General features: G+C 71.4%; 21 protein-coding genes. 10 read left to right on the top strand and 11 right to left on the bottom strand.

The window, feature by feature from the left end; all coding sequences use genetic code 11:
- The first annotated feature begins 299 nt into the window (after positions 1 to 299).
- Positions 300 to 797 (top strand): DUF1203 domain-containing protein, encoded by a 498-nt coding sequence (locus tag CEK68_RS04355; RefSeq protein ID WP_152238629.1) that lies wholly within the window; start codon positions 300 to 302, stop codon positions 795 to 797.
- A gap of 94 nt (positions 798 to 891) precedes the next feature.
- Here CEK68_RS04355 and CEK68_RS04350 read toward each other — a convergent pair whose 3' ends face one another.
- Both CEK68_RS04350 and CEK68_RS04345 read right to left on the bottom strand, forming a co-directional pair.
- Positions 892 to 2,394: an aldehyde dehydrogenase gene (locus tag CEK68_RS04350; protein ID WP_152238628.1), complete on the bottom strand. Its 1,503-nt coding sequence runs from the start codon at positions 2,392 to 2,394 to the stop codon at positions 892 to 894.
- Between the two features lie 67 nt (positions 2,395 to 2,461).
- Positions 2,462 to 3,010 (bottom strand): cupin domain-containing protein, encoded by a 549-nt coding sequence (locus CEK68_RS04345; protein ID WP_019796740.1) that lies wholly within the window; start codon positions 3,008 to 3,010, stop codon positions 2,462 to 2,464.
- Positions 3,011 to 3,209: 199 nt separating this feature from the next.
- On the opposite strand from CEK68_RS04345, the gene CEK68_RS04340 reads away from it, so the two are divergent.
- The 8 genes from CEK68_RS04340 to CEK68_RS04305 all read left to right on the top strand — a co-directional run bounded on the left by CEK68_RS04340 (position 3,210) and on the right by CEK68_RS04305 (position 15,722).
- Positions 3,210 to 4,586, top strand: coding sequence for an aspartate aminotransferase family protein (locus tag CEK68_RS04340; RefSeq protein WP_193314103.1), 1,377 nt, complete (start codon positions 3,210 to 3,212; stop codon positions 4,584 to 4,586).
- 64 nt (positions 4,587 to 4,650) lie between these two features.
- A complete protein-coding gene (gene ald, locus CEK68_RS04335) occupies positions 4,651 to 5,763 on the top strand; it encodes an alanine dehydrogenase (RefSeq protein ID WP_017912338.1) in 1,113 nt (370 codons plus the stop codon).
- A gap of 26 nt (positions 5,764 to 5,789) precedes the next feature.
- A complete protein-coding gene (locus tag CEK68_RS04330) occupies positions 5,790 to 7,298 on the top strand; it encodes a CoA-acylating methylmalonate-semialdehyde dehydrogenase (RefSeq protein ID WP_152238627.1) in 1,509 nt (502 codons plus the stop codon).
- A 244-nt stretch (positions 7,299 to 7,542) separates the two neighbouring features.
- On the top strand, positions 7,543 to 7,857 hold the full coding sequence (locus CEK68_RS04325) for an EthD family reductase (RefSeq protein ID WP_017908811.1): 315 nt from the start codon (positions 7,543 to 7,545) through the stop codon (positions 7,855 to 7,857).
- 162 nt (positions 7,858 to 8,019) lie between these two features.
- Complete coding sequence (locus CEK68_RS04320; RefSeq protein ID WP_152238626.1) at positions 8,020 to 8,865, top strand: plasmid replication/partition related protein; 846 nt, start codon at positions 8,020 to 8,022, stop codon at positions 8,863 to 8,865.
- 151 nt (positions 8,866 to 9,016) lie between these two features.
- Positions 9,017 to 10,258 carry a DUF445 family protein gene (locus CEK68_RS04315; protein WP_152238648.1) on the top strand — a complete coding sequence of 414 codons (1,242 nt, stop codon included), beginning with the start codon at positions 9,017 to 9,019 and terminating at the stop codon, positions 10,256 to 10,258.
- Positions 10,259 to 10,555: 297 nt separating this feature from the next.
- Positions 10,556 to 14,632 carry a CHASE domain-containing protein gene (locus CEK68_RS04310; protein ID WP_193314102.1) on the top strand — a complete coding sequence of 1,359 codons (4,077 nt, stop codon included), beginning with the start codon at positions 10,556 to 10,558 and terminating at the stop codon, positions 14,630 to 14,632.
- Positions 14,633 to 14,678: 46 nt separating this feature from the next.
- Positions 14,679 to 15,722, top strand: coding sequence for an HD domain-containing phosphohydrolase (locus CEK68_RS04305; RefSeq protein ID WP_017914776.1), 1,044 nt, complete (start codon positions 14,679 to 14,681; stop codon positions 15,720 to 15,722).
- 227 nt (positions 15,723 to 15,949) lie between these two features.
- Here CEK68_RS04305 and rlmKL read toward each other — a convergent pair whose 3' ends face one another.
- The 5 genes from rlmKL to CEK68_RS04280 all read right to left on the bottom strand — a co-directional run bounded on the left by rlmKL (position 15,950) and on the right by CEK68_RS04280 (position 21,855).
- Positions 15,950 to 18,124 carry a bifunctional 23S rRNA (guanine(2069)-N(7))-methyltransferase RlmK/23S rRNA (guanine(2445)-N(2))-methyltransferase RlmL gene (gene rlmKL / locus CEK68_RS04300; protein WP_152238625.1) on the bottom strand — a complete coding sequence of 725 codons (2,175 nt, stop codon included), beginning with the start codon at positions 18,122 to 18,124 and terminating at the stop codon, positions 15,950 to 15,952.
- Between the two features lie 412 nt (positions 18,125 to 18,536).
- Entirely contained in the window at positions 18,537 to 20,150 is a 1,614-nt protein-coding gene (locus CEK68_RS04295) for an ABC-F family ATP-binding cassette domain-containing protein (RefSeq protein WP_152238624.1), read from the bottom strand.
- Between the two features lie 171 nt (positions 20,151 to 20,321).
- Complete coding sequence (locus tag CEK68_RS04290; protein ID WP_193314105.1) at positions 20,322 to 20,825, bottom strand: N-acetyltransferase; 504 nt, start codon at positions 20,823 to 20,825, stop codon at positions 20,322 to 20,324.
- 14 nt (positions 20,826 to 20,839) lie between these two features.
- Entirely contained in the window at positions 20,840 to 21,367 is a 528-nt protein-coding gene (locus CEK68_RS04285) for an alpha/beta fold hydrolase (RefSeq protein WP_017916756.1), read from the bottom strand.
- Entirely contained in the window at positions 21,364 to 21,855 is a 492-nt protein-coding gene (locus CEK68_RS04280) for an MOSC domain-containing protein (protein ID WP_152181775.1), read from the bottom strand. Before CEK68_RS04280 ends, CEK68_RS04285 begins: the two co-directional genes overlap by 4 nt.
- Positions 21,856 to 21,877: 22 nt before the next feature.
- Between CEK68_RS04280 and CEK68_RS04275 the strand changes: the two genes are divergently transcribed.
- Complete coding sequence (locus CEK68_RS04275) at positions 21,878 to 22,453, top strand: N-acetylmuramoyl-L-alanine amidase (protein ID WP_152238622.1); 576 nt, start codon at positions 21,878 to 21,880, stop codon at positions 22,451 to 22,453.
- Positions 22,454 to 22,619: 166 nt separating this feature from the next.
- On the opposite strand, the gene CEK68_RS04270 is transcribed toward CEK68_RS04275, so the two are convergent.
- From CEK68_RS04270 to CEK68_RS04255, 4 genes are all read right to left on the bottom strand, one after another.
- Entirely contained in the window at positions 22,620 to 23,555 is a 936-nt protein-coding gene (locus tag CEK68_RS04270; RefSeq protein WP_193314104.1) for a DUF1684 domain-containing protein, read from the bottom strand.
- Positions 23,556 to 23,612: 57 nt separating this feature from the next.
- Entirely contained in the window at positions 23,613 to 24,494 is an 882-nt protein-coding gene (locus tag CEK68_RS04265; RefSeq protein ID WP_152238621.1) for a sulfurtransferase, read from the bottom strand.
- The gene (locus CEK68_RS04260; protein WP_152238620.1) at positions 24,491 to 25,291 is read right to left on the bottom strand and encodes a DUF1289 domain-containing protein; all 801 of its coding nucleotides are present in this window, start codon (positions 25,289 to 25,291) and stop codon (positions 24,491 to 24,493) included. Before CEK68_RS04260 ends, CEK68_RS04265 begins: the two co-directional genes overlap by 4 nt.
- A gap of 113 nt (positions 25,292 to 25,404) precedes the next feature.
- Complete coding sequence (locus CEK68_RS04255) at positions 25,405 to 26,106, bottom strand: FKBP-type peptidyl-prolyl cis-trans isomerase (RefSeq protein WP_017908716.1); 702 nt, start codon at positions 26,104 to 26,106, stop codon at positions 25,405 to 25,407.
- Between the last annotated feature and the right edge of the window lie 103 nt (positions 26,107 to 26,209).

The following is a 26,209-nucleotide window of genomic DNA, read 5'->3' as shown; positions in this document are numbered from 1 at the left end:
CCGCCGGTTGCCGCAGCGCTGCCACCGATCCGCTTGGCGCCGACGCGGACCGCCACGCACGCAAGGCCTGCGTGCTCGTGCGCGTAGCGTCGCCATCCGGGCCGACGGGTAGGACGACCCTCGCACGTACGTCGCGCCCCTCACCCGCCGCTGCGCGCTGCGAACGCCGCCACCGCGACGCCAGGCGCCACCGCCCCCATGCCGGATGCCAGGCGTGACCAATGCCGTGTCCGAATGCGGCCGGCACGGCGGCACGCCGACCGGCACGCTGCGCGCTCCATTCGTTCCTGGAGCGCCCCATGTCCAGCTTCCGTTGCGTCGGCCTGCCGGCCGCCGCGTTCGCCCCGCTGTTCGATCTCGATGACGCACAGCTGCAGGCACGTCACGCGCGGCGCCTGCGCGCCGACAGCGCGCTCGGCTATCCCTGCCGGATCAGCCTGGAGGACGCGCGGCCCGGCGAGGAACTGCTGTTGCTGCACTACCTGCACCAACCCGCGCAGACCCCGTACCGCGCCGCCGGCCCGATCTACGTGCGCCGCCACGTCGCCACCGCCGCACCGGCGCCGGGCGAAGTACCCGATGCCATCGTCCGCCGCCTGATCTCGCTGCGCGGCTACGACGCCAGCGACATGCTGATCGCCGCCGACGTGCAGCCGGGCGAACGCATCGCCACCGCGATCGCCTGCGCCTTCGCCGATCCGCAGGTGCGCTACCTGCATCTGCATCATGCGCGGCAGGGCTGTTTCGCGTGCCGGGTGGAGCGGGAGCCGGGATTGGGGAGTCGGGATCGGGGATGAGTGGCGCCGCCGCGCTCTGGAACACCACCTGTTCTGTAGGAGCGGCAGCAACCCCGCTTTTCACCAATCCCCAATCCCAAATCCCCACTCCCCGCTACTCACCCAGATTGATCCACGTCGCCTTCATCTCCGTGTACTTGTCGAAGGCATGCAGCGACTTGTCGCGGCCGTTGCCCGATTGCTTGTAGCCGCCGAACGGGGCGGTCATGTCGCCGCCATCCCAGTAGTTCACCCACACGCTGCCGGCGCGCAGCTTGCGCGCCACGCGGTGCGCGCGGCCGATGTCGCGGGTCCATACGCCCGCCGCCAGGCCGTAGTCGCTGTCGTTGGCCATGCGCAGGGCGTGCGCCTCGTCGTCGAAGGCGATCACCGACAGCACCGGGCCGAAGATCTCCTCGCGGGCGATGGTGTGTTCGTGGCCGACCTCGTCGAAGATGGTCGGCTCCACGTAGCAGCCGCCGGGCACCACTTCCACGCGCTTGCCGCCGAGCAGCAGACGCGCGCCTTCGGCGTTGCCGCGAGCGATGTAGTCGAGCACGCGGTGGGTCTGGGTCTCATCGACCAGCGCGCCCATCGCCGCGTCGTCGTCGAACGGATGCCGCGGCTGCAGCACGCGGCCGGCGGCGACCACGCGCTCGACGAAGGCATCTTTGATCGAACGCTCCACCAGCAGCCGCGAGGCGGCGGTGCAGACCTCGCCCTGGTTGTAGAAGATCGCCGCGGCGGCCGCCTGCGCCGCCTGTTCCAGGTCCGGCGCATCGGCGAACACCAGGTTCGGGCTCTTGCCGCCGCACTCCATGTACGCGCGTTTCATGTTCGACAACCCGGCGCACTGCAGCAGGCGCCGGCCGACCGCGGTGGAGCCGGTGAACACCAGCCCGTCCACGTCCATGTGCAGCGCCAGCGGCTCGCCGGCCCCCTTGCCGAAGCCCGGCACCACGTTGAACACGCCGTCGGGAATGCCCGCCTCGGCGACCAGTTCGGCCAGGCGCAACGCGCTCAGCGGCGATTTTTCCGACGGTTTCAGCACCACCGAGTTGCCGGCGGCCAGCGCCGGGGCAATCTTCCACGCCGCCATCAGCAGCGGGAAATTCCACGGCACGATCGCGCCGACCACGCCCAGCGGCTCGCGGGTGATCAGGCCCAGTTCGTCCTGTCCGGTCGGTGCCACTTCGCCGTAGAGCTTGTCCACCGCTTCGGCGGTCCAGGACAGGCAGCGCACCGTCGCCGCCAGGTCCACCGCGCGCGCATCGCGCACCGGCTTGCCCATGTCCAGCGACTCCAGCAAGGCCAGTTCGTCGGCATGGCGTTCGACCAGGTGCGCCAGCGCCAGCAGGGTCTTCTTGCGCTGCGCCGGCTTGGCCTGCGACCAGTGCCCCGCCTCGAAGCTGCGCCGCGCCGCGGCGACCGCGCGGTCGATGTCCGCGGCCTCGCCCTCGGCCACGTGGCCGAGCAGGCGGCCGTCGATCGGGCTGATGCAGTCGAAGGTCTTGCCACTGGCGGCGTCGACGTAGCGGCCGTCGATGAAGGCCTGGGTCCGCGGACGCAGCGTGTCGGCCAGCGCCTGCCAGGCGTCGCGGGTGCGGGGTGCGGTCATCGGAAACTCCTGCTGCGGCGGAAGGATCGGAAGCACGCGACGGCCGGCGACGCGGCGCGCATGCGGCTCAGAACGTGGCCGGCGTATTGGCGCTGACCAGCACCGCGGTCTCGCTGCCGACGTTGCGGAACCGGTGCGGTACCCGGCTTTCGAAATAGTAGCCCTCGCCGGCGCGCAGCACCCGCACCTGGCTGCCGACGGTGATCTCCACCTCGCCGGCCACCACCACCCCGCCCTCTTCGCCGTCGTGCACCAGCATTGCACTGCCGGTGTCGCTGCCCGGCGGCATCACCTCGCGCAGGATGCACATCTGCCGCTGCGGGCGATGCTGGCCGACCAGGTAGTAGTGGATGCCGTCGCTGCCGACGTCGGGCAGTTCGTCGGCGCGGTAGAACGGCGCATCGGCCGCGCCGGCGTCCAGGTCCTGGGTGAAGAATTCGGCCAGCGAGATCGGGATGCCGTCCAGCACCTTCTTCAGCGAACTGACCGACGGGCTGACCTTGTTCTGCTCGATCAGCGAGATGGTGCTGTTGGTCACGCCCACCCGCTTGGCCAACTCGCGCTGGCTCAGGCCGTGGGCGGTGCGAACCCGATGCAGGCGGGCGCCGATATCCATCGCGAATGGGAACGCCGGTGGCGGTGTTGCCGGATACTTTACACACCCGCCCCGGACGGTCAATTTCGGGCGGCGCGCCCGTGTTGCGGCGCAACCAGGAAAAGCCCGCCCGATTCGCGCGAATTGCGACACGCCGGGTCACACCCGGCGCAGCGCCATGGTGTAAAGTTTTTTCAACATCCCTCGCGTGGAGCCTGCGATGCGCCCTCAGCCGCCCCTCTCGTCCCAGGCGCTGTCCGACCATTACGCCGCGCAGGCCACCCGCGCGCCGGACACGCTGGAGGCGTTCTGGATGCCGTTCACCGCCAACCGCCAGTTCAAGGCGCGGCCGCGGCTGCTGGCCTCGGCCGAGGGCATGCACTATCGCAGCGTGGACGGGCGCCAGATCCTCGACGGCACCGCCGGCCTGTGGTGCTGCAACGCCGGCCACGCGCGGCCGCGTATCGTCGAGGCGGTGGCACGGCAGATCGCCACGCTGGATTTCGCGCCGACCTTCCAGATGGGCTCGCCGTTGCCGTTCGTGCTGGCCGAGCGGCTGGTGGCACTGGCGCCGCCGGGCCTGGACCATGTGTTCTACACCAACTCCGGCTCCGAGTCGGTGGACACCGCGCTGAAGATCGCACTCGCCTACCACCGCGCCCGCGGCGAGGGCCAGCGCACGCGCTTCATCGGCCGCGAGAAGGGCTACCACGGCGTCGGCTTCGGCGGCATTTCAGTCGGCGGCCTGCCGAACAACCGCAAGGCGTTCGGCCCGCTGCTGCCGGGCGTGGACCATCTGCGGCACACGCTCGACCTGGAGCGCAATGCGTTCTCGCGCGGCCTGCCGACGCATGGCGCGGAACTGGCCGAGGACCTGGAACGGCTGGTGACGCTGCACGATGCCTCCACCATCGCCGCGGTGATCATCGAGCCGATCTCCGGCTCGGCCGGGGTGGTGCTGCCGCCACACGGCTACCTGCAGCGCATCCGCGAACTGTGCGACAAGCACGGCATCCTGCTGATCTTCGACGAGGTCATCACCGGCTACGGCCGCGTCGGCCACGCCTTCGCCGCGCAGCGCTTCGGGATGACCCCGGACATGATCACCACCGCCAAGGGCCTGACCAACGGCTGCGTGCCGATGGGCGCGGTGTTCGTGTCCCACGCCATCCACGAGGCCTTCGCGCACGGTGCGGCCAACGCCATCGACCTGTTCCACGGCTACACCTACTCCGGCCATCCGCTGGCCTGCGCCGCCGCGCTGGCGACGCTGGACACCTATGCCGAGGAACAGTTGTTCGACAAGGCGATCGAACTGGGCCCGGTGTGGGAGGAGGCGATCCACCGGCTGCGCGACCTGCCGCACGTCATCGACATCCGCAACTTCGGCCTGATCGGCGCGATCGAACTGGCGCCGCGCAAGGGTGCGCCCGGCGCGCGCGCCTACGAGATCTTCGAGCGCTGCTTCCACGAAGGCGACCTACTGATCCGCGTCACCGGCGACACCATCGCGCTGTCGCCGCCGCTGATCGTGGAGGCCACGCACATCGAGCGCATCTTCGCGGTGCTGGCGGACATGATCCGCAGCACACCCTGATCCTTCCCTCACCCAACCCACCGCCCGCGCTCCCCACGCGCCGCGTCTGCCTGGAGAACCGCACATGCTGGTCGGCGTTCCGAAAGAGATCAAGAACCACGAGTACCGGATCGGGCTGACCCCGTCCGGGGTCCGCGAACTGGTGCTGCACGGCCACCAGGTGCTGGTGCAGCGCGGCGGCGGCCAGTCCATCGGCCTCACCGATGCCGAGTACGAGCGCGCTGGCGCACGCATCGCCGAGGATGCGGCCAGCGTGTTCGCGCAGGCCGAGATGATCGTCAAGGTCAAGGAACCGCAGCCGGAGGAATGCGCGATGCTGCGCCCCGGGCAACTGCTGTTCACCTATCTGCACCTGGCGCCGGATCCGCAGCAGGCCGCGGCGCTGCAGCGCTCCGGCTGCACCGCCATCGCCTACGAGACCGTCACCGATGGCCACGGCGGCCTGCCGCTGCTGGCGCCGATGAGCGAGGTCGCCGGGCGCATGGCGATCCAGGCCGGCGCGCATGCGCTGGAGAAGGCGCAGGGCGGCTCGGGCGTGCTGCTCGGCGGCGTGCCCGGGGTCAAGCCGGCGCAGGTGCTGGTGATCGGCGGCGGCGTGGTCGGCATCAACGCCGCGCGCATGGCGATGGGCCTGCACGCGCGGGTGACCGTGCTGGACCGCTCGCTGGAGCGGCTCAAGTACCTGGACGAACTCTACGGCCAGCAACTGACCACGCTGTACTCCACCCGCGATGCGATCGAGCAGTGCCTGCCGCACACCGACCTGGTGATCGGTGCGGTGCTGATCCCCGGCGCCGCCGCGCCCAAGCTGGTGTCGCGCGAGCAACTGGCGCTGCTGCGGCCCGGCTCGGTGCTGGTGGACGTGGCGATCGACCAGGGCGGCTGCTTCGAGACCAGCCACCCGACCACGCACCAGCAGCCGACCTACGAGGTCGACGGCATCGTGCATTACTGCGTGGCCAACATGCCCGGCGGCGTCGCCCGCACCTCCACCTTCGCCCTGACCAACGCCACCCTGCCGTTCGTGCTGCTGCTGGCCGAACACGGGCTGCAGGCGCTGCGCGACGACCAGGACCTGCGCAACGGCCTCAACGTGCACGCCGGCAAGCTCACCCACCGCGCGGTGGCGCAGGCGCTGGGCCAGGAGTTCGTGCGGCCGCTGGACGCGCTGGGCTGACGCTGTCCATCCGAGGATCGAGCACGATGCGCGACACCCTGTCCCACTACATCGACGGCCAGCCCGTCGCCTTCCGCGGCGACGAGCACGCCGAGGTCTTCGACCCGGCGACAGGCGCCGTCCAGCGCCATGTGCCGCTGGGCGCCGCGCATGCGGTGGAGATGGCGGTGCACGCCGCCAGTGCGGCCTTTCCCGGCTGGGCGGCGACGCCGCCGCTGCAGCGCGCGCGGGTGCTGTTCCGTTTCCGCGAGCTGCTGGAACGCCGTGCCGACGACGTGGCCCGCTGCATCAGCGCCGAGCACGGCAAGACCGTGACCGACGCGCGCGGCGAAGTGGTCCGCGGCATGGAGGTGGTGGAGTTCGCCTGCGGCATCCCGCACCTGCTCAAGGGCGAGCATTCGCACGACGTCGGCCGCGGCGTGGACGCCTGGAGCGAATACGCGCCGCTGGGCGTGGTGGCCGGCGTCACCCCGTTCAACTTCCCGGCGATGGTGCCGCTGTGGATGCTGCCGGTGGCATTGGCCTGCGGCAACAGCTTCGTGCTCAAGCCCTCCGAACACGCACCCTCGGCGTCGCTGCTCCTGGCCGAATGGCTGCACGAGGCCGGGCTGCCGGCCGGCGTGTGCAACGTGGTGCACGGCGCCAAACCGGCGGTGGATGCACTGCTGGCGCACCCGCAGGTGCAGGCGCTGAGCTTTGTCGGCTCCACCGCGGTGGCCGCCGACCTGTACGCGCGCGGCAGTGCGCTGGGCAAGCGCGTGCAGGCGCTGGGCGGGGCCAAGAATCACCTGGTGGTGCTGCCCGACGCCGACCTGGACGATGTCGCCGACGCCCTGCTCGGGGCCGGCTACGGCTCGGCCGGCGAACGTTGCATGGCGATCTCGGTGGCGGTGTGCGTGGGCGACGCGCTGGCCGATGCGCTGGTGGCCAGACTGGCGCCGCGCGTGGCCGCGCTGCGCCTGGGCGCGGGCCAGGCCGACGCCGGCCGCGACGAGCCGGACATGGGCCCGCTGGTCAGCGCCGCGCACCGCGAGCGCGTGCTCGGCTACATCCACAGCGGCGTGGCCGAGGGCGCACGCCTGGTCGTCGACGGCCGCCCGGCGGGCGCGGCCGACCACCCGGACGGCTTCTTCCTCGGCGGCAGCCTGTTCGACCACGTGCGCAGCGACATGCGCATCTACCGCGAAGAGATCTTCGGCCCGGTGCTGTGCGTGGTGCGGGTGGCCGACGCCGCCGCCGCGCTGCGCCTGATCGCCGACCACGACTACGGCAACGGCGCGGCGGTGTTCACCCGCGACGGCGGCGCCGCGCGTGCGTTCGCGCGGCAGGTGCAGGCCGGCATGGTCGGCATCAACGTGCCGATCCCGGTGCCGATGGCGTTCCACAGCTTCGGCGGCTGGAAGCGCTCGCTGTTCGGTCCGCTGCACGTGCACGGCCCGGACGGGGTGCGCTTCTACACCCGGCTCAAGACCGTCACCGCGCGCTGGCCCGAGGCCGCGGCCGGCGCCGAGTTCACGATGCCGACGATGCGGTAGAGGGCTGGGAATGGGGAATAGGGAATAGGGAATAGGGAATCGTAAAAGCGCCGCGGCGCCCGCATCGGACAACCCGGCAACCGCATCACTTGCTGTTGCTCTTGCTGTTGCGATTCCCCAATCCCCATTCCGCATTCCCGGCCCTGCGCCCACCGCAGCGCAACACGCGCCGACCATTCCCGGGTGTAGCCTTGCGCCACCCCGGCGCCCGACCGGGATCCACCGCCGCCCCAGGAGCCGCTCCATGATCAAGGTCAGCGTGATGTACCCGTACACGCCAGGCGCCCGTTTCGACCATGCCTACTACCGCGACACGCACATGCCGCTGCTGCAGGCGCGCATGGGCGCCGCCTGCCTGCGCTACACCGTGGACAAGGGCCTGTCCGGCGGCACCCCCGGCAGCGACCCGACCTACGTCGGCATGTGCCACATCTTCAGCGAGTCGGTGGAGGCCTTCCAGGCCGGCTTCGGCCCGCATGCGGAGGAGATCCTCGGCGACATCAAGAACTACACCGACCTGACGCCGGTGATGCAGATCAGTGAGGTGGTGGTGGGGTGAAGCCGGGAATGGGGAATCGGGAGTATGGAATCGGAAAGCGCCGCATGCGCGAACGACTCAGGCCATGCGGCCGCGACATACGCTGTTGCCATTCCCGATTCCCCGTTCCCGATTCCCGGCCTCTACAATGCCGCCCCCGTCGCCACGCCGCACCGCCCGTTGATGAACATCGTTGTCAAAGAAGACCTCAAGGCCTATATCGATCCGCTGACCGCCGACGAATACGCTGCCCTCGAACGCAGCCTGCTGGCCGAGGGCTGCCGCGACGCGCTGGTGCTGTGGGGCGACATCCTGGTCGACGGGCACAACCGCTACGGCATCTGCCAGAAGCATGGGTTGCCGTTCCAGACCGTGCAGAACACCCGCTTCCAGTCGCTGCAGGACGTGCACCTGTGGATGATCGACCAGCACCTGGGCCGGCGCAGCGTCTCCGACTTCCAGCGCGGCGTGCTGGCGCTGCGCAAGCGCGAGATCCTCGCCGAGCGGCGCGCCAGCGCGGCCGCCGCGGAGGCCCCCGCGGCCGACGCCACTGACCCGGACGCGGCTGGCGAGACCGCCAACGACACCGACACCGACACGCCACCCTGGGCCGACGCACCGGCACCGCTCAGCCGCGCCGAACTGGCGCGCGTGGCGCGGCTCAGCAACAGCCAGGTGGTGCAGATCGAGAAGATCCAGAAGCAGGCCGCGGCCGAAGTGGTGGAAGCGGTCAAGTCCGGTGCGATCTCGATCAATGCCGCCGCGGCAGTGGCCAGCCTGCCCGAGGAGGAACAGCGCGCCGCGGCGATGGCCGGCAAGGACGAACTGAAGCAGGCCGCCAAGCGCGCCCGCGAGTCCAAGCGCAAGCCCAAGCCGGCGCCTGCGGACGCCCCCGAGGACGCGGCCCCGGCGGCGGATGCCGAGGGCGACACGACGGCCGCGCTGCGCCAGCGCGTGGCTGCGCTCGAAGCCGAGAACCAGGCGCTGCGCAAGGAAGTGGCGGCGCTGCGCGCGCAGTTGCCGGGCTGATCCACGCGCACCGGCCATCCGTGCCGCGGCCGGATGACCTCGCCGCCGCGCATGCAACCGCGCTCACCGCGCACTGCGTAGACTCGGCCGCATGAGCGTGTCTTCCGCCCCAGTCCTGTCCCCCGATCCGCGCCGCGCGCAGCTGCGGCGCATGAAGCTGCTGGCGGCGCTGTTGCTGCTGGCGATGCTGTGCGGCTTCCTGCTCAGCCATGCCATGGGCCTGCAGGGGGTGTGGGCCTGGGTCGGCGCGTTCTGCGAAGCGGCCACGGTCGGCGCGCTGGCGGACTGGTTCGCGGTGGTGGCGCTGTTCCGGCATCCGCTGGGCCTGCCGATTCCGCACACCGCGATCATCCCGCACGGCAAGGCGCGCATCGCCGACAGCCTGGCGGTGTTCGTGCGCGATCAGTTCCTGGAACCGGGCGCGCTGCTGGCCAAGCTCAGCGCATTCGATCCGGCGGCGCGGCTGGGCCAGTGGCTGGCCGAACCGGCGCAGTCCGCACGGCTGGCCGATCTGGCCCGCGGCTGGGCGTTGCAGGCGCTGGACCTGCTGGACGAAGCCGCAGTGCGGCGCCGCATCCATGGTTTCGTGGTGGCGCGGCTGCGCGACTGGGACGCCGCCGCCACCGCCGGCGAACTGCTCGGCCTGCTCACCGCCGACGGCCGCCACCACGCACTGCTCGACGAAGCGCTGACCCGGCTCGGCCGGCACCTGGACGATGCCGCGGTCAAGCAGCGGGTGTCGGCGATGATCGTCAAGTACGCGCGGCGCGAATGGCCCAAGCTGGTCGGCACCGTGGAATGGGTGAAGCCTGTGGAAGGCATCGCCGACACCCTCGCCGAGCGCCTGGCGCACGCGCTGCTGGAGGAACTGCAGGAGGTGCTGTCGCAGCCGCAGCATCCGCTGCGCCAGGACTACGAGCGCTGGCTCGGCGGCTACGTGCAGCGGCTGCGCGCCGATCCCGCCACCGCCGAGAAAGTGCAGGCGCTGAAGCAGCGTCTGATCGACCACCCCGGCGTACAGGCGTACGTGCAGGGCCTGTGGGATCAGATCCATGCTGCGCTGCGCGAGGACCTGTCGCGCCAGGACGGCGCGCTGGTGCAGCACCTGCAGCGCGCCCTCGGCGCGCTCGGCCAGTCGCTGGCGCAGGATCCCGCCCTGCGCGAGGCGCTCAACCAGCACCTGCTCGGCGGCGCCGAGCGGCTGACCCAGCGCCTGCGCAGCGGCGTCACCGAGCACATCGCGCAGACCGTGAAGGGCTGGGACGAACGCCACCTGGTCGAGCAACTGGAACTGAGCGTGGGCCGCGACCTGCAGTACATCCGCTTCAACGGCACCCTGGTCGGCGGATTGATCGGGCTGGCGCTGCACGCTGCCGTCACGCTGCTTGGCTGAGCGTGCATGACAAGGATGCACTGCGCCGCTGGAGCGGCCGGCCCGCTGCCGACGCACGATGCGACGCACGCACCCCACGACGGACCGCCGACCCGCGGCACCCGGTGCCATCCACGCAGCAAGGTGTAGACACGCCTCGGCTCTTTGGACCGAAGGGCTGGCGCGACAGCCACGCCCGCGCTAGCGTTGGGGGACGACCTGCGGGGCCTGCGTCGCCGCTGTGAACGCCATCCCGCAACCGGTCGGGGGGAAGCCGATGCGCGTGCCGAACGCGCGTTCGCCAGAGGAAAGGGGAGCATGTCGAAGAAACGCCGGACACCCATCGCCGGCCCTGCGCGGCTTGCGCGGCTCGCCGCCCTGGCCGTGCTGGCCGTCGGGCTGCTCGCCGCGCTGCTGATCGCGCATGGCGTGCAGCAGCGCAACCGCGCGCAGGCGCAGGCGCGCTTCCAGCAACTGGTCTCGCACGTGGCCGGCGATCTGCGGCAGCGCCTGGACATGTACGAGCATGGCCTGCGCGGCGCGCGCGGTGCGGTGATCGCGGCCGGCGGCGACCGCATCTCGCGCGAGCGCTTCTCCCGCTACAGCGCCTCGCGCGACTATCTGCGCGAGTTTCCCGGGGTGCGCGGCTTCGGCTACATCCAGCGGGTGCCGCGCGCCGAGGAGGCGGCGTTCCTGCAGCAGGCCCGCGCCGACGGCGCACCGTCGCTGCAGATCCGCGAACTGGCCCCGCACGACGGCGATCGCTTCGTCATCGTCTATATCCAGCCGGTGCAGTCCAACACGCCGGCGCAGGGGTTCGACATCGCCTCCGAACCGGCGCGACGCGACGCGGCGATCGCCGCCGCACACTCGGGCAAGCCCACCATCACCGCGCCGATCCGCCTGGTGCAGCGGCCGGGGCTGGGCAAGAGCGGCTTTCTGCTGTTGTTGCCGGTGTATCGCGAAGGCCTGCCGCTGCAGACCCCGGAACAGCGCTGGCAGGCCACCAGCGGCTGGGCATACGCCCCATTGAGCATCGCCGAGGTACTGGCCTCCTCCGACGACCACCGCAACGCGCTGCAGCTGAGCCTGGCCGACAGCCTGAACCCTGGGCAGCCGTTCTATCGCGACGACGCCACACCGATCCTGGCCGGAGGCCCCACCGCCGAACGCACCCTGGCGGTCTATGGACGCCAGTGGCGCATCGGTGCACACGCCACGCCGGGCTTCGTGCGCTCGCTCGACCAGACCTCGCCGCTGTTCGCCGGCGCGCTGGCCGCCGGTATCGCGCTGCTGCTCGCCACCCTGCTGTACGTGTTCCTGACCAGCCTGCGCCGCCGCGACCTGATCCTCAGCGAGCAGAGCCAACTGGCCGCCCTGGTCGCCGGCACCAGCGAAGCGATCGTCGCCGAAGACCTGAACGGCCGCGTGACCCACTGGAATCCCGCGGCCACGCGCATCTTCGGCTACACCCCGGAGCAGGCCATCGGCCAGCCGCTGCAGCGGTTGCTGGGCGCGCACGTCCGCGATCCCATCGACAGCGGCGACGGCGTCCGCGAGCTGCGCCACCGCGATGGTCACACCGTCAGCGTCCTGGCCAGCGTCTCGCCGATCGCCGGCACCCGCGGCGGCACCATCGGCCATTCGCACCTGCTGCACGACGTCACCGAACAGGTGCGCGCGCAGGCGCGGGTGCTGGAGCTCAACGCCACGCTGGAGCAGCAGGTGGCCGAGCGCACCAGCGAACTGGTGACCTATTCGGCGCTGCAGCGCGCGATCCTGGCCAATGCCGGCTACGCGATCGTCGCCACCGACCCGGACGGCGTCATCACCCTGTTCAACCCGGCCGCCGAGACCCTGCTCGGCTACGCCGCGCACGAACTGATCGGACGCAAGGCCACCGGCCTGTTCCTGGATCCGGAGCAACTGGCCGCACGCGCCGAGCGCATGGCCACGCAGTCGGGCATGCCGGTACAGCCCTCGTTCGAGTCGGTGGCGGCGCTGTCCACTTTGGGACGCAGCGACACCCGCGAATGGACCTACCTGAGCAAGGACGGCCATGCTTTCCCGGTGTTGCTCACCCTGAGCACGCTGCGCGACGACGACGACCGGGTGATCGGCTATCTCGGCATCGCCGTCGACCTGACCGAGCAGAAGCGCCACGAGCGCGAGCTGCGCCTGGCGATCGACGCGGCCGAAAGCGCCAACCAGTCCAAGAGCGATTTCCTGGCCAACATGAGCCACGAGATCCGCACGCCGATGAACGCGATCCTGGGCATGCTGTACCTGCTGCGGCACAGCGCGCTGTCGCAGGCGGCGCAGGACATGATCCAGAAGATCGAGCTGTCCGCACGCAACCTGCTGGAGATCATCAACGACATCCTCGACTTCTCCAAGATCGAGTCCGGACGCATCGACCTGGAATCGGCGCCGTTCGATCTCAACGAGTTGCTGGAGAACATCGCCGCGCTGATGACCTCGGCGAACAGCGCCAAGCCGGTGGAGATGATCGTCGAGCCGCTGCCGCCGGGCTGCCGCTGGTTGCGCGGCGACGCGCTGCGCTTGAACCAGGTGCTGATCAACCTGGTGGGCAACGCCATCAAGTTCACCGAACAGGGCGAGGTGGCGCTGTCGGTGCGCGCCTTCCCCGGCGCCGAACCCGGCAAGCTCAAGCTGCTGTTCTCGGTGCGCGACACCGGCATCGGCATCCCGCGCGAGAAGCAGAGCCTGATCTTCTCGCCGTTCCTGCAGGCCGACACCTCCACCAGCCGCCGCTACGGCGGCAGCGGCCTGGGCCTGACCATCAGCCGGCGCCTGGTGGAGCTGATGGGCGGGCAACTGGAAGTGCAGAGCGCCCCCGGTCAGGGCAGCGATTTCTACTTCGTCATTCCGTTCACGGTGGCGCCGGCACCGGCCGACGACGCCGAACCGGCGCAGGCGCGGCGGGTGCTGATCGCCGACGACCACGACCTGGTGCGGCGCAGCCTGACCGACATCGCCAACGGCTTCGGCTGGCAGGTGGAAGCGGTGTCCAGCGGCACCGCCGCCTTGGCCGCGGCCGCGCCGGAACGGGCCGAGTTCGACGTGATCCTGCTGGACTGGCGCATGCCCGACCTGGACGGGTTGAGCGTGGCCCAGCGCATCCGCGCGCAATCGGCACCGGACCGGCAGCCCATCATCGTCATGGTCACCGCCTACGAGCGGCGCATGATCCAGGAGCAGCAGCCTGGCGTCGCCGACGTGGATGCGGTGATGACCAAGCCGGTCACCGCCTCGGCCCTGCAGCGCACCATCGCCATGCTGCTGGCGCGTCGCAACGGCGAGCTGCCCGCGGCAGCGCCCGGCGACGGCGTCGCACGCCTGGCCGGGGCCCGCTTGCTGGTGGTCGACGACAGCGACATCAACCGCGAGGTCGCGCAGCGCATCCTCGAAGGCGAAGGCGCGCTGGTCGAGCTGGCGCAGGACGGCGCCCAGGCGCTGCAGCGGCTACGCCGCGATCCCGGCCGCTTCCACGTCGTGCTGATGGACGTGCAGATGCCGACCATGGACGGCTACGAAGCCACCCGGCAACTGCGTGCCGATCCGGACCTGGCCGCCGTGCCGGTGATCGCCCTCACCGCCGGCGCCTATCGCCAGCAGCAGGAGATGGCGCTGTCCAGCGGCATGAACGACTTCATCGCCAAACCGTTCCAGGTCGAGGACCTGATCGCGATCATCCGGCGGTTCCTGCCGCCGAACCTGACCGCGCTGCCGCTGCTGCCGCTGGCGGCGCCACCGCCGGTGCTGCCGGCGGACGACTGGCCGGCCAGCGACCCTGCGTTGCTCGATACCGTCCAGGCGCAGCGGCTCTGGGGCGAACGCGAGCCGTATCGGCGCTATCTGCTGAAGCTGTTGCAGGAACATCCCGACCCGGCGGCCAGCGTCCGCACCCTGCTGGAGGCGCAACGGCCGGCCGAGGCCGTGTCGCTGGCGCACAAGTTGCGCGGCTCCGCCGGATCGCTGGCCTTGCCGGCGTTGAGCATCGCCAGCGCCGCCCTCGAAGAACGCTTGAGCACGGCGCCGACGCAGGCCGATGCCGAGATCGCCGCGCTGGCCGCGGCGATGGCCGACACCGCGGCCGAAGTGCTGCGCTTCGCCGACGCCACCCAGGGTGCGGCGCCACCCGCGGCAGCGAACCTCGCCGCGGTCGATCCGGCGACGCTGCAGGCGTCCTGGTATCAGGTGCTGCAGGTGCTGGACAGCGACGATCCGGACCGCATCGACCGCACGCTGCGGCAACTGGCGCCGGTCCTGCCGGCGGCACAGGCCGCCGAACTGCAACTGTTGCTGGAGAATTTTTCCTTCCGCGAAGCCGAGGCTCAAGTCAGGCGATGGCTGGCCGATGCACGCGATTGAGAGTGCGCCGCCCGCGCGGCGGCGCGTGTCCGACGGGGAACCCACCATGACCCAGCCTTGCATCCTCTGTGTCGATGACGAACCCAGCAACCTGGCGCTGATCCGCCAACTCCTGCGCGAGGACTACGCGCTGGTGTTTGCCAAGAACGGCGCCGAAGCCCTGCGCGGGGTGGCCAAGCACCGCCCGGCGCTGATCCTGCTGGATGTCGACCTGCCCGACATCGACGGCTACACCCTCGCACGCACCCTGAAGGAAGATGCGCGCAGCGCGGCGATCCCGATCATCTTCGTCACCGGCAAGGACAAGGACACCGACGAGAGCATCGGGTTCGACGCCGGCGGCGTGGACTACATCACCAAGCCCTACTCGCCGAGCATCCTGCGCGCGCGGGTGCGCACCCACCTGTCGCTGGTCAGCGCCACCAGCCTGGCCGACAGCCATCGCGACGCGATCCAGATGCTGGGCATGGCCGGCCACTACAGCGACTCGGACACCGGCACGCATATCTGGCGCATGGCCGCCTACGCCCGCGCGCTCGCGCTGGCCGCCGGCTGGTCGTGCGAGGACGCCGATCTGCTGGAACAGGCCGCGCCGATGCACGACACCGGCAAGATCGGCATCCCCGATGCGGTGCTGAAGAAGCCCGGGCCGCTGGACGCCGACGAGTGGCAGGTCATGAAGCGGCACCCGCGGATCGGCTACGACATCCTCAGCCGCAGCAGCGCACCGCTGTTCCGACTCGCCGCCGAGGTCTCCCTGTACCACCACGAGCACTGGGACGGCGGCGGTTACCCGGCCGGCGTTTCAGGCACGCAGATTCCCGAATCGGCACGGATCGTGGCGCTGGCCGACGTGTTCGATGCGCTCACCTCACCGCGCCCGTACAAGGACGCATGGCCGCTGGAACAGGCGATGGCGCTGTTCCGCGACAAGGCCGGCAGCCAGTTCGAGCCACGTCTGGTCGAGTTGTTCGAGGCGATCCTGCCGCAGATCCTGCAGATCCAGGCGTACTGGAACGAGCGCGAGACCGAGGATGACCCGCCGCCACGCGGCAAGGCGCAGGCCGCGCTGGGGCATCACGGCAGTTGATACAAGCCCCTCTCCCCCCGGGAGAGAGGGTTGGGGTGAGGGGACGGCGCGAAGCGACGCGCAGAGATCGAGGACACGCGGCGTCGCCCGTCCCCTCACCCGCGCCTTCGGTGCCCCTTCTCCCGGATGGAGAAGCAACAGCGCACTACGCTCCGCGACGGGCGTGACCGGTCACGCCCATCGCGGCTGAAGCCGCTCCTGCAGAAAGACACACGAGGCACCGCTTCTCAGCGCCGCTGCAGACGCCAGGCGCGGTGGATGCGCGGGTTGCGCTCGAAATCCACGTCGATGGTCTGCGCGCTGATCTCCTCGCACACCGCGAATTCGGCCAGCGCGTTCTCGTCCAGCTTGAAGCGGCGGAAGTTGTTGGAGAAGTACAGCACGCCCTCGGGCATCAGTCGCGCCACCGCCGCGCGCAACAGCCGCACGTGCTCGCGCTGGATGTCGAAATCCTCGGCGCGCGCGGAATTGGAGAAGGTCGGCGGGTCGCAGAAGATCACGTCGTAGCGGTTCTTCTCCGCCTCCAGCCAGCTCAGCGCGTCGGCCTGCACCAGCCGGTGCTGGGCGCCGCCCTTGCCGTTGAACGCGAGGTTGTCGGCGCACCACTGCAGATAGGTGCCGGACAGGTCCACGCTGGTGGTGGAATCGGCGCCGGCCACCGCCGCCTGCACGCTGGCCACGCCGGTATAGCAGAACAGGTTGAGGAAACGCTTGCCGCGCGCCTGCTGCGCCATCACCCCGCGCAGCGGGCGGTGGTCGAGAAACAGCCCGGTATCCAGGTAGTCGAACAGATTCACCCGCAGCAGCGCGTCGTGCTCGCGCACCACCAGGAACTCGCCGCGCTGCTCGAAGCGACCGTACTTGCTGCCGCCCTTGCCGCGTTCGCGGGTCTTCAGCGCCACCTGCTCGGCCGGCACCGCGAACACCTCGCGCGCGGCCGCCAGCAGTTCGTTGCGGCGGCGGCGCACGTCCACGTCGGGAATGCTGTCCGGCGCCGCGTATTCCTGCACGTGCAGGAACGTGCGCGCCTGGCCGCCGTCCTCCTGGTACACGTCGATCGCCGCCGCGTACTCGGGCAGGTCGGCGTCGTAGGCGCGATAGCAGCCGATCCGCTCGCGCGCGCGCCAGGTCTTGAACTTGCGCAGGTTCTTGCGCAGGCGGTTGGCGACCATCTGCGCACCGTCGCTGAGCGCGCGCGGCTCCTCGCTGGCGCCGGCGCGCGGCGCGACCGCGATCGGGTCGCAGACGATCAACGGGCACTCCAGCGCGCCGTTGAACATCTGGTACTTCTTGGCCGCGCGCAGGCCGGTGGCGTAGGCCAGTTCGTCGCTGCCGCACAGCAGGCTGGCGCGCCACTGCGGCACCGCGCGCTTGAGCGCATCGCCCAGGCGCCGGTACAGCGCCGCGTCGGCGGCCAGGCGCTCGTCGTAGGGGGGATTGCACACCACCGTGCCCAACGCCTGCGCCGGCGCGGGCAACGCCGCGACGTCGTGCGCGGCGAAGGCGATCGCCTCGACCACGCCGGCCGCCAGCGCGTTCTCGCGCGCTGCGCGCAGCGCATGCGGGTCGATGTCGCTGCCGTACAGCACCGGCCGCAACGCGGCGCGACCGACCTGGGCGCGCTGCCGCGCCTCGGCCAGCAGCGAACGCCAGGACGCCACGTCGAACCCCAGCCAGCGACTCGGCGCGGCATCGGCATCGGTGTCGCCGCGCTGCTGCGCCGCCAGTTCGCCGCGCAGCAGGCCCGGCGCGACATCGGCGGCCATCAGCGCGCCTTCGATCAGCAGTGTGCCGCTGCCGCACATCGGATCCAGCAGCCCGCCACCCTGCGCATACAAGGCCGGCCACTGCCCGCGCAGCAGCACCGCCGCAGCCAGGTTCTCCTTCAGCGGCGCCTCGTTCTGCGCCTGGCGCCAGCCGCGCCGGTGCAGCGAGCCGCCGCCCAGGTCCACCGACAGCGTCGCGCGCCCCTTGCGCAGCGACAGGTTCAGGCGCAGGTCCGGGTGCTCCACGTCCACCGACGGTCGCTCCAGGCCCTCGCCGCGCAGCGTGTCCACCACCGCATCCTTGACCCGCTGGGCGGCGAAGCGCGCATGGGTGATGCCGGTGCCGGACACATGCGCGTCCACCGCCAGGGTGTGCTGCGGCGCCAGATGGCTGCGCCACGGCAGCGCGGCCACGCCGGCGTACAGTGCCGCCTCGTCGGGGCAGTCGAAGGACTGCAACGGCCACAGCACCCGGCTGGCCAGGCGCGACCACAGCACCGCGCGCTGCGCGTCCTGCAGGCTGCCTTCGGCATTGACCCCGGCGACGGTGGCGGTGGCCTGCGCCACGCCGAGCGCGAGCAGTTCATCGACGAGCAGGTATTCCAGGCCCTTGGCGCAGGAGACGAAGAATTTCACGGAAGGCGGACCAGGACGGACGGGAGGGAGGCACGGCGGACGCCGCGCGCGTGGCGCATCGCAGCGCCGGATCCGGCGTTACCGCGGCCGCGGCCGCGGATCGAGGGATGGGCACGCGCACGCACCGCACCGGAACGGCGCGCAGAATACCACAGGGTCCGTGCGCCCCTGCCTGCTGCGCGGTGCCCTGGCGCAGGGTGCGCCGCGGCCGCCACTGGCCTCGTGTGACGGGCACAGCGACGTCGCCCGCCGGCGTTCGCTTCGCGACCCCCCCGCGCCGTGGCAGATGAAGCTGGCGCTGCAGACGCGCCCTCCTGCCGCCTTGGTGCGCGACGCATCGCGCAATGCGAGGCCACGAATCCGGCGCCGGGCATGCCCGGCGGCAGACCCCGTCGACGGCAGCGTACGCCGCTCACCACGGCGTCAGCCGCCACGCTTCGGGATCGGCCTGCAAGCGCTGCTGCAGGCGCAGTGTGTCCAGGAACTCCGCATCGTGCGAGACCACCAGCAGCGCGCCGGGGTACTGCAGCAGCACCGCGCGCAAGGCGTCGCGGGCTTCGCGGTCCAGGTGGTTGTCCGGCTCGTCCAGCAACAGCAGTTCGGCCGGCGGCGTGCGGTAGAAGGCGCAGGCCAGCGCAGTCTTCAGCCGCTCGCCGCCGCTGAGCTGGCCGCAGGGCACGCCGATGCGCTGCGCGTCCAGGCCGAGCAAGGCCAGCCGCGTGCGCAGGTCGGCGAGTGCGATGCCGGGCGCGGCGGCCTGCACCTGCGCCAGCGCGGTGGCGTCCGGGTCCAGCGCCGCCAACGACTGGTCCAGGTAGGCGCTGGCGGCGCGTACCCGGCAGCTGCCGGACAGCGCCGCCACCTGCCCGGCCAGCAGCCGCAGCAGGGTGGATTTGCCGCTGCCGTTGGCCCCGACCACGCCGATGCGTGCACCACCCTGCACCACCAGATCCAGCGGCTGCCGCGTCGCCGGCGCGAACGGCAGCCGCAGCGCCTGTAGTTCAACCAGGCGCCGGCTGACCGCATCGGCCGGCGGCGGCGCGAACAGCGCCACCGGTGCGTCGGGCTGTACCTGACGCGCAGCCTCGGCGATGCGCTCCAGGCTGCGTGCCTGCGTGGCCTGATGATCGCGCACCCGCTTGCCGGCACTGTCCTGGCTGCGCTGCTTCTGCCGGCCGAGCAGGATCGGCGCCTGGTTGGCCGTGCCGGCCTGCTGCCGCCCGCGCGCACTGCGCCGCTGCTGTCGATCGTGCTGCGCCTGCCAGGCAGCGTTGTCGCGCGCGTGCTGCAGCTTGTGCTGCGCCAGTTCGGCCTGCGCGGCCTCGCGCTCGCGCGCCCGGCACTGCAGGTAGAACGCGTAGTCGCCGCCGTAGTCGCGCAGCCCGCCTGGCGACAGTTCCAGCGTGCGCTGCATGTCCTGCAGCAGCAGCGCATCGTGGCTGATCACCAGCAGGCCGCCCGGCCAGCGCTGCAGCGCCTCGCGCAGGCGCTGCCGCTGCGCCGCGTCCAGGTGCAGGGTCGGCTCGTCCAGGATCAGCGCATCGGCCTCGGCCAGCCAGGCGCCGACCAACGCCACCCGCATCGCCTCGCCGCCGCTGAGCGTGGCCGCCAGGCGGTGCGGCTCCAGCGCGCCCAGGTCGTGCGCGTGCAGTTGCGCCTGCAGGCGCTGGGCGATGTCCCAGCGTTCGCCCAGCGCGTCGAAATCCGCCACGTCGGCACTGCCGGCCTCGATCCGTGCCAGCGCCCGCAACGCCGTGCCCACGCCGGCCAGGTCGGCGACGGTAGCGTGCGGCGCCGGCGCGATCTGCTGCGGCACGTAATGCAGGCGGCCGTGGCGCACGCAGCGTCCGGCGCTGGGCGTCAGTTCGCCGGCAAGCAGGCGCGCGAACACGCTCTTGCCGACGCCGTTGCGGCCGACCAGGCCGGTGCGGCGCGCATCGAGCGCGAAGTGCAGATCGGAGAACAGGATCCTGCCGTCGGGCAGGACATGGGTCGCGCTGTCCAGCGCAAGCAGCGGATGCGTCATGGGAACCTCCATGGATGCCGGTCGTGCCCGCCGATGGCTCGGCAGGTGGGACGAAGGCCGTCGCGAAGACGGCGGCATCAATGGCGCATCGGCGTGGATCCTCGATCGGAGTGGACGCGGGACGATGCTAACGCAACGCGGCCGCGACGGGCCACGGCGCGGCGCGCTGGCTCAGGCCGCGGACAGGAACGCCGGGTGGTAGGCCACCTCGCCCATCGGCGGCAGGCGCTCGCCGAAGGCCAACGCCTGGAAGGCCTCCACCGGCGCACCCGGCAGCGTCAGCCCGGGTTCCGGATGGAAGCCGAAGCGCGCGTAGTAGACCGGGTCGCCCAGCACCACGCAGCCGGCCGCACCCAGCGCCCGCAACTGCGCCAGCGCCTCGCGCACCAGGCGCGTGCCCAGGCCCTGGCGCTGGTGGCCCGGCCCCACCGACAGCGGTCCCAGCCCGTACCAGCCGCGGCTGCCGTCGGACAGGCTCACTGGCGACACCGCGACGTGGCCGACGATGTAGCCCTCGTGCTCGATCACCAGCGACAGGGTCAGCGCGCCGTCCGCGCGCAGCCGTTCGATGATGTCCTGCTCGTCGTGGCGGCTGTGCGCGACGCGGAAGAAGGCGACCAGGGTCAGCGCCTCGATCGCCGCCGCGTCGGCCGGCCGCTCGGCGCGCAACAGCATGTCGTCGGCTGCGCTCACAGGCGCTCCAGCAGCTCGGCGAAGGCCTGCGCCGAGGTCGCCACGTGCTCGCCCAGGCGGTGCGTGTCGTCGACCAGCAGCAGCCGCGCGGCACGCGCCTGCGCCCAGGCGATCACTTCACTGGCGGGAATCAGTTCGTCGCGCCAGGCATGCACCACCGAGGTCGGCACCGGTGCCGCATCCAGCGCCGGCATGTGCCCCATCCGCGTCGGCGGCACCATCAGGAACAGGCCGCGCACCGGCACGTGCAGCGACACCTGCGCGGCGATGTAGGCGCCGAGGCTGGAACCGGCCAGCACCAGCGGCCCGCGCTGCGCCGCCGCCTGCGCCAGCTCCAGCAGGCGCTGCAGGCGCGTCGGCACGTCGCCCAGCGGGCTGATGTCGCGGCGCGCATCCAGGTCGGTGTAGTCCGGGCGCGAATGGCTCCAGCCCAGGCGTTCTGCCACCTCGGCCAGTGCGGTCACCTTGATCGCGTCCGGCCCGCTCTCGAAGCCGTGCGAGAGGATGCAGTGGCCGCGGCTCACAGCGCCACCACCGCATCGCCCAGCCGCAGCGTGCCGCCGTGCACGATGCGTGCGCACAGGCCACCGTGGCCACGCATGGCGTTGTAGCCGCCGGGCCCCAGCGCCTGCTCCATGCGCGAGCACGGGTCGCACGGCGCGATGCCTTCCAGCTCGACCTCGCCGATCCGGAAACGGCGCCCCTTCAGCGCGATCAGCGGAATGCCCGACACCACCACGTTGCGCCGCAGGGTCGCCGGCGCCACCGCCGCATGGCCGGCCAGCGCGGCGATCGCCGGCAGGTGTTCGGCCTGGATCAGGGTCACGCCGCGCTTGCCGTTGCGGCCGGCGTAGCGGTCGCCGTGCAGGCCGCCCTCGGTCTGCGCCTCAGCGGCGTCGACCTCGTGCATCGGCACGTCGCGCGCCGGGCGCAGGCCGATCCATTCCACGCGTCCGGCGCGCGGCAGTGTGGCCAGCAGGGTCGCCAGCGGGCTTTCGGAATTCAGGGTCATCGGCGAATGCTAGCATCCGCGCATGTCGCCCACCTCGCCGTTGCCGATCCACGATGCGCCCCTGCCCTACGTCGGCCTGCTGCAGGAGCGCGCGCCGGACAGCATCACGCTGGCGGTGATCCACTGCACCGAGTTGCCGGACCTGGCCAGCGCGCGCCTGTACGGCGAACGCGTGCTGTATCCGTCGGGCACCGGCAACAGCGGCCATTTCTACATCGACCGCGACGGCAGCGTGCATCGCTATGTGCCGCTGCAGCGCGTTGCGCACCACGTGCGCGGCTACAACCAGCAATCGCTGGGCATCGAACTGGTCAACCGCGGGCGCTATCCGCTGTGGCTGGATTCGCGCCACCAGGCGATGCGCGAGGACTACCCCCCGGCGCAGATCCAGGCGCTGATCCGCTTGCTGCAGCAGTTGCGCGCGGAGTTGCCGCAGCTGCGCCACATCGCCGGACACGACGCGCTGGACCGCAGCCTGGAACCGGCCAGCGACGATCCGACGCGGCAGGTGCAGCGCAAGCTGGATCCGGGCCCGCGCTTTCCCTGGCCGCAGGTGCTGGAGGCGGTGGCGCTGGCGCCGTATGCGCCGCCTGTGTGACCGCCTTGGAGGCGATGGATTGGAACGGCTGATTCGGGCCGCGATGGAGTACCAGACAGGGTCGTATTCGCACGCTCCCGCAGGAGCGGCTTCAGCCGCGACCCGGCTTCACCGGGAACGGCCCGGTCGCGGCCGAAGCCGCTCCTGCGCGATTTTCCACGCGCGCTCAGTGCGCGCCGACGTAGTTCTTCTCGCCGGCGGTCACCGCCACGTCCAGGCGATTGCCGACCGGCGCCAGCGGGCACACCACGTGCGGGGTGAACGCGCATGGCGGGTTCTGCGCCAGGTTGAAATCCAGCACGATGCGGTCGCCCTGCGGCGCCGGCACGAACAGATAACGGGCGCCGCCATAGCTCTCGCGGCCGCTGGTGCGGTCGGAGAACGGCAGGAACAGGCGCTGGCTGGCACCGTCGCGCAGGATCTGCAGCTTGTAGCGCCGCCCCCGCAGCACGAACTCGGCGCTGCCGACCAGGGCCAGCGGCTGCGGCGTGCCGATCGAGGTGAGCAGCACCATCGCCTGCGGCGCCGGCACCGGATACCAGTCGGCCACCACCCGCCACTGCGGATCGATCGGGAAGTAGTCGATGCCGCGGAAGCGCGCGCGCGCCGGCGCCTGCGGATCGCGGAAGCGCCAGCCGAACAGGTTGCCGGTGCGCACCACGTAGAACTCCTGCGCCCCCAGCGCAAGGCGGGTCTGGGTGTCGTGCGCCGCGTCGGTCTCCAGGCGGCCACCGGCGAACGGCTGGCCGTTCACCTGCACCGCCGCGTCCGCCGCGGGCTGGAACTGCACGCCCTCCTGCGGATCCACCTGCAGCATGCCCAGATGCGCCGGGCCGGCCGGCAACTGCACGTCGTTGTCGGGTGCGCTGCCGACCCGGTGCAGGCCACTGTGCAGACGCCCGGAGCCGGTGAAACTCAACCAGCCCGACGGCGCGCGCAATGTCGCCAGGCGCTGCGCACGATTGCGCTCCACCGCCTCGCGATAATGCGTGGCAGATTGCGCGCGTGGCGAGGCGTCGGCGCCATCGGCCGACGCGCGGCGGTCGCCGCAGGCGGCCAGGCCCAGCAGCATCGCCAGCCCGCAGGCCTCACGCCAGCGCATGGTGCCGCCCCTGTCGCGTGCCATCGTGCATGCGTTCCGTGTGGACCGGCGCCGGCCCTAGCCGATGGCGCGCGGCCGTGCCGGATCGGCGATCCAGCCGCTCCAGGAGCCGGCGTACACGCGCGCACCGTGCAGGCCGGCATGCTCCAGCGCCAGCAGCAGATGGCAGGCGGTGACGCCCGATCCGCACATCAACACCACCTCGCGCGGATCGCGTCCCTGCAGCAGCGGCTGCAGTTCCGCGCGCAGTTCCTGCGCCGGGCGCAGGCGGCCGTCGCGCAGGTTCTGCGCCAGCGGCCGGTTGAGCGCGCCGGGCACATGCCCGGGCAGCGGGTCGATCGGCTCCACCTCGCCACGGAAGCGTTCGCCGGGGCGCGCATCCAGCAACCAGCCCGGCGCCTCGTGCAGGCGTGCGGCGACCTCCTCAGCGGAGACGATGCGCGTCGCATCGAACGCCTGCGGATACGGCGGCAGCGGCGACGGCGCGGAGGCCGCGTCGGTTTCCGGCAGGCCGAGCCGGCGCCATTCGGCCAGGCCGCCGTCGAGCACGGCGACACGGCGATGGCCGAGCAGGCCCAGCATCCACCACAGGCGGGCAGCGGCCATGCTGCCGTCGCCGGCGTCGTACACCACCACCTGGTGCTGCGGGCCGATGCCCCACTGCCCCAGAGTGCGCGCGAACGCCGCGTCGTCCGGCAACGGATGCCGGCCCAGGCCGGGACGGCCGAGATCGGACAGATCCGCGTTCAGATCGGCGTAGACCGCGCCGGGCAGGTGCGATTGCGCATAGGCCGCGCGCGCGGCCGCCGCCGCGGCGGGATCGAGCAGCGCCGCCGGCACGAACCGCGCATCGACCAGGCGCAGCGCGGGATCGTCGAGCGCGGCGGCCAGCGTCGGCGCCTCGACCAGGGTGTGCCATGCGGGGGACGTTGCGGTCATGCGGCTTGCTCCAGTCGGCGGCGCAGGTTGAGCAGGATCGCCGCGGTCGCGCCCCAGATCCGCTGGCCGGGCCAGCCGTACTCCAGCACGACGCGCGGGCGTCCACGGTAATCGGTCTCGATGCTGCGCAGGTTGTCCGGCGCCATCAGGTAGGCCAAGGGCACTTCGAACACCTCCGCCACCTCGCCCGGATGCGGCTGCGGCACGAAGCGCGGATCGATCGCCGCGACCACCGGCATCACCCGGAAGCCGCTGATGGTGACGAACGGATCCAGGTAGCCCAATGGCTCGGCCTGCGACGCCGCCAGTGCGATCTCCTCCTCGCTCTCGCGCAGCGCAGCGGCCACCGCATCGGCGTCGCTGGCCTCGATGCGGCCACCGGGAAAACTGACCTGGCCGCCGTGGTGACGCAGGCTGTCGGTGCGCCGGGTCAACAGCACATGGGTGCCGTCGGCGCGCGGCACCAGGCCGGCCAGCACCGCCGCTTCCACCGGCGCGCCGTCCGGCAGCAGATCCTGCAGTTCGTGGTGGTTCCAGCCCGGCCCCGCCGGCGGCTGCTGCAGCGGGTGCAGTGCGCGCAGCAGGTGCGCGCGTTCGGCCAGGCGCTGCCCCGGAGACGGCGACCAGCCGCGGCCCGGCAGCACCTCGTCCATGTAGCGGCGGCGTTCGGCGTCGCTCATGACGCGCCAGCGTGCGATCTCGTCGCCGCTGCGCAGGCAGCCGGCGCAATAGCCCTGCGCATCGAGACGGCAGAGACCGATGCAGGGCGTGAGCAGGGCATGCGGAACGGGATCCATCGGATTCGACACCTTGCCAGCCTAGCGCGATTCGTCGGCGCCGTCGTTGCCTGCCCAAAAAAATTGCGCCGGCATCGCTGCCGGCGCAATCGTCGTGCACTGAACCAGCGTGCTTACTTGACGCTGACCAGCTTGATCTCGAACTGCACCGCCACGTTCGGCGGGAACGGCGTACGCGGGTCGGCACCGTAGGCCTTGTCCGGCGGCAGGGTCACTTCCCACTTGGAGCCGGCCGGCATCTGCAGCAGCGTGTCGCGCATGGCCTGCATCTCGACTTCGCTGACCTTGATCGCCGGGATCTGCTGCGCCGGACGCGCCTGCGCCGGACGCTGGCCGAACGGGTACGGACCGGCCACTTCCAGCTGCACGGTGCTGGCCTGGGTCGGCTTGGCACCCTTGCCGGCCTCGATCACGCGGTACTGCACGCCGCTGGGCAGCACCTGCACGCCAGGCTTGGCCTTGTTCTGGGCCATGAACTGGTCGCTCTTGGTCTTGTTCTCGGCAGCGGCCTTCTCGTAGTCGGCCTTGGCCTGCTGGGCGCGGGCCTGCTCGCGCTTCTGGAACGCTTCCACCGCCGGCTTCAGCTGGTCGGCGCTGACCGCCGGCTGCTTCTTGGCGTAGGCGTCCTGCAAGCCTTTCACCACCGCATTGATATCGAGCTGCTCGCCGCGGCCGGTGAGTTCGGCAAGGTTGTTGCCGTAGTCGTAGCCGAAGTAATAGCTCAGCTTGCCCTTCTCGGACGAGGTGTCCTGGGCGAACGCATTGCCGCTCAGGGCGAGGGCCGCGACAGCGACCGCAATAGAACGCAACTTCATCAAACAATTCTCCAGGGTGGTGGCACAGGGCGGCCCGTGCCGCCTGAGATGACGCGTTAGGATAGCCGCCGCGGCGCGTAACCGCTACCGACGACGCTGCTCT

Origin of the sequence: Xanthomonas sp. LMG 12461 (assembly GCF_009192935.1) — a bacterium.
Classification (GTDB): Bacteria; Pseudomonadota; Gammaproteobacteria; order Xanthomonadales; family Xanthomonadaceae; genus Xanthomonas_A; species Xanthomonas_A sontii.
The sequence above is the reverse complement of the archived record's forward strand: the minus strand, read 5'-3'. Positions and strand labels throughout refer to the sequence as shown.

Excerpts from the sequence above, each read along its gene's own strand:
- CEK68_RS04355 (WP_152238629.1), top strand. The coding sequence starts at position 300 with ATGTCCAGCTTCCGTTGCGTCGGCCTGCCGGCCGCCGCGTTCGCCCCG.
- CEK68_RS04350 (WP_152238628.1), bottom strand. The coding sequence starts at position 2,394 with ATGACCGCACCCCGCACCCGCGACGCCTGGCAGGCGCTGGCCGACACG.
- CEK68_RS04345 (WP_019796740.1), bottom strand. The coding sequence starts at position 3,010 with ATGGATATCGGCGCCCGCCTGCATCGGGTTCGCACCGCCCACGGCCTG.
- CEK68_RS04340 (WP_193314103.1), top strand. The coding sequence starts at position 3,210 with ATGCGCCCTCAGCCGCCCCTCTCGTCCCAGGCGCTGTCCGACCATTAC.
- ald (WP_017912338.1), top strand. The coding sequence starts at position 4,651 with ATGCTGGTCGGCGTTCCGAAAGAGATCAAGAACCACGAGTACCGGATC.
- CEK68_RS04330 (WP_152238627.1), top strand. The coding sequence starts at position 5,790 with ATGCGCGACACCCTGTCCCACTACATCGACGGCCAGCCCGTCGCCTTC.
- CEK68_RS04325 (WP_017908811.1), top strand. The coding sequence starts at position 7,543 with ATGATCAAGGTCAGCGTGATGTACCCGTACACGCCAGGCGCCCGTTTC.
- CEK68_RS04320 (WP_152238626.1), top strand. The coding sequence starts at position 8,020 with ATGAACATCGTTGTCAAAGAAGACCTCAAGGCCTATATCGATCCGCTG.
- CEK68_RS04315 (WP_152238648.1), top strand. The coding sequence starts at position 9,017 with ATGAAGCTGCTGGCGGCGCTGTTGCTGCTGGCGATGCTGTGCGGCTTC.
- CEK68_RS04310 (WP_193314102.1), top strand. The coding sequence starts at position 10,556 with ATGTCGAAGAAACGCCGGACACCCATCGCCGGCCCTGCGCGGCTTGCG.
- CEK68_RS04305 (WP_017914776.1), top strand. The coding sequence starts at position 14,679 with ATGACCCAGCCTTGCATCCTCTGTGTCGATGACGAACCCAGCAACCTG.
- CEK68_RS04295 (WP_152238624.1), bottom strand. The coding sequence starts at position 20,150 with ATGACGCATCCGCTGCTTGCGCTGGACAGCGCGACCCATGTCCTGCCC.
- CEK68_RS04290 (WP_193314105.1), bottom strand. The coding sequence starts at position 20,825 with ATGCTGTTGCGCGCCGAGCGGCCGGCCGACGCGGCGGCGATCGAGGCG.
- CEK68_RS04280 (WP_152181775.1), bottom strand. The coding sequence starts at position 21,855 with ATGACCCTGAATTCCGAAAGCCCGCTGGCGACCCTGCTGGCCACACTG.
- CEK68_RS04275 (WP_152238622.1), top strand. The coding sequence starts at position 21,878 with ATGTCGCCCACCTCGCCGTTGCCGATCCACGATGCGCCCCTGCCCTAC.
- CEK68_RS04270 (WP_193314104.1), bottom strand. The coding sequence starts at position 23,555 with ATGCGCTGGCGTGAGGCCTGCGGGCTGGCGATGCTGCTGGGCCTGGCC.
- CEK68_RS04265 (WP_152238621.1), bottom strand. The coding sequence starts at position 24,494 with ATGACCGCAACGTCCCCCGCATGGCACACCCTGGTCGAGGCGCCGACG.
- CEK68_RS04260 (WP_152238620.1), bottom strand. The coding sequence starts at position 25,291 with ATGGATCCCGTTCCGCATGCCCTGCTCACGCCCTGCATCGGTCTCTGC.
- CEK68_RS04255 (WP_017908716.1), bottom strand. The coding sequence starts at position 26,106 with ATGAAGTTGCGTTCTATTGCGGTCGCTGTCGCGGCCCTCGCCCTGAGC.